1 protein-coding gene is annotated in these 1,820 nt (G+C 60.2%); it reads right to left on the minus strand.

Going from position 1 to position 1,820, the window contains the following annotated elements:
- Window positions 1-1,348, minus strand: a 1,348-nt coding sequence (locus tag QZY48_RS05305; protein ID WP_295428693.1) for a formylglycine-generating enzyme family protein, incomplete at its 3' end; no start/stop codon positions are given.
- Window positions 1,349-1,820 lie beyond the last annotated feature (472 nt).

Genomic DNA, 1,820 nt, shown 5'->3' on the forward strand with positions numbered 1-1,820 from the left:
CCTGCGGCACGGCCTCTAAGTATGTGACCGGGTAGTTGGTGGCACCCGCCCCGCCCGAGAGGTCGATGATCAGGTACAAGGGGCCCCCGATTCCCCCGAACACCGCGGTCAGCGTCACGTCGTACGCCGGCATGGTGACCGTCACGAGCGACTGTGTCGCGGAGAAGCCCGCGCCCAGGACCGCGTTTGTGGGCGAAACCGTCCAGCGGGCGAAGGCCTGCCCGGGAGGGGGCGTGTCCGCCGCAACGGCTACCGCCGTCGTTGCGACGTACCCGCCGCTTCCCGTCCCGCCGACTATTGTCAGGCTGTTTGTGCTGGCTGGCAGGGTCCTGGCGGCGCGGAAGCCAACGTCATCGAACCGGACGCTCGGGCCGCAGCCGTACCGAGCCGCCGACCGACAGTAGTACGCGTAGTAGTAGTCCCAACTCCCGCCCCGAGTCACGCGGTACGTCCCCGACGCCGCACCTAACGGATCCTGCACGCTGCCCGGATAGGTCCCGCGCCAGTCCAGGCACCACTCAAACACATTGCCGTGCATATCGTACAGACCCCAGGCGTTGGGCAGGTACGAGCCAGCCGCAGCCGAGCCCACATTTGTGCTCCCGTTTTGCGTATACCCGCTCCCTCCGTTGTACCAGTACCTGCCGACAACGTCCATGCGAGGATCGCTGTCCGTACCCGTCAGATTATAGCCCGAGTTCAGCGCCGTCGTCGTACCCGCCCTGCAGGCGTACTCCCACTGCGACTCGGTCGGCAGGTCGAAGGTTGAAAGCCCCGTCTTCGCCCGAAGCTTACCCATGAAGGACGTCGCGTTGACCGCGCTGTTCGCGGGCCAGTCCACTGCGGGGTCGTCGCTGTTCGCCGGGTTCTCCCGGATGTCGTAATAGCTCACCTGCTCAACCGGCCGTGTGGCGTAACAAGCGGCGTTGTTGAAGTAACTCGGCTTGTCGCCCATAACCCGTTCCCACTGCCGCTGGGTCACCTCGAAGACCCCGATGTAGAAGTCCTTGGTCAGCGTCACTTGATGCAAGCCGTTATCGCTTGCGAAGGGGTAGTCCGTTGCCCGCCCGCCCATCGTGAAGTGCGGTGTCGCCGCCGGGATGCGGCGCATCACCAGCTTGTCGGTCTTGTACTCGTCCGTCCAGCCGCCCTGCGGCACGGCCTCTAAGTATGTGACCGGGTAGTTGGTGGCATCCGCCCCGCCCGAAAGGTCGATGACCATATACAAAAAGGAGGATGCGAAGGCGGATTGGGTTGTTACCAACACCAGCGCGCTGACGATGGCCACTACGTTTCTGATTTTCATTCTGTTATACGCACCCATCTTTTTTGGCTTACTCATCTTCATTTGACCAACACACAACGGTTAAAGACTTTAACATAGGAAGTGGGGCAATGTCCATAAGTACAGCAATTCTCATTATGGCATCAGCAGCCTTTTTTTGGCCTCATCAGGGGATGGACGTCCAATGCAACTAACTTTTCCCAGTCGGTTGTAGGCACATCGTATCCTGGGAACGCCGACGCCTGCCACGCCGTAGTGGATTCACGAAGGCGGGTCCTCGTCGGCACAGAGCCGAGACGGCTCTGCCACCTTCATTGCCAAGATTGGGCACGTCTCGCCCGAGACGCTTTGGAGTGCGGTGACGAGCGGTATTCCGCGCGGCACCGCTTTGGTGAACTTCCGAAAAGCGGTGCCCCGGTAATAAACGATGAGATAACTTTTATCAACGAATTAAACGAATAGATCGAGTATGACAGAACATCGAACATTCAACATCGAACGTCCAACCTGAACCCTGAACCCCAAATTACAGACG

The organism is uncultured Thiodictyon sp., from assembly GCF_903828115.1.
Taxonomy (GTDB): domain Bacteria; phylum Pseudomonadota; class Gammaproteobacteria; order Chromatiales; family Chromatiaceae; genus Thiodictyon.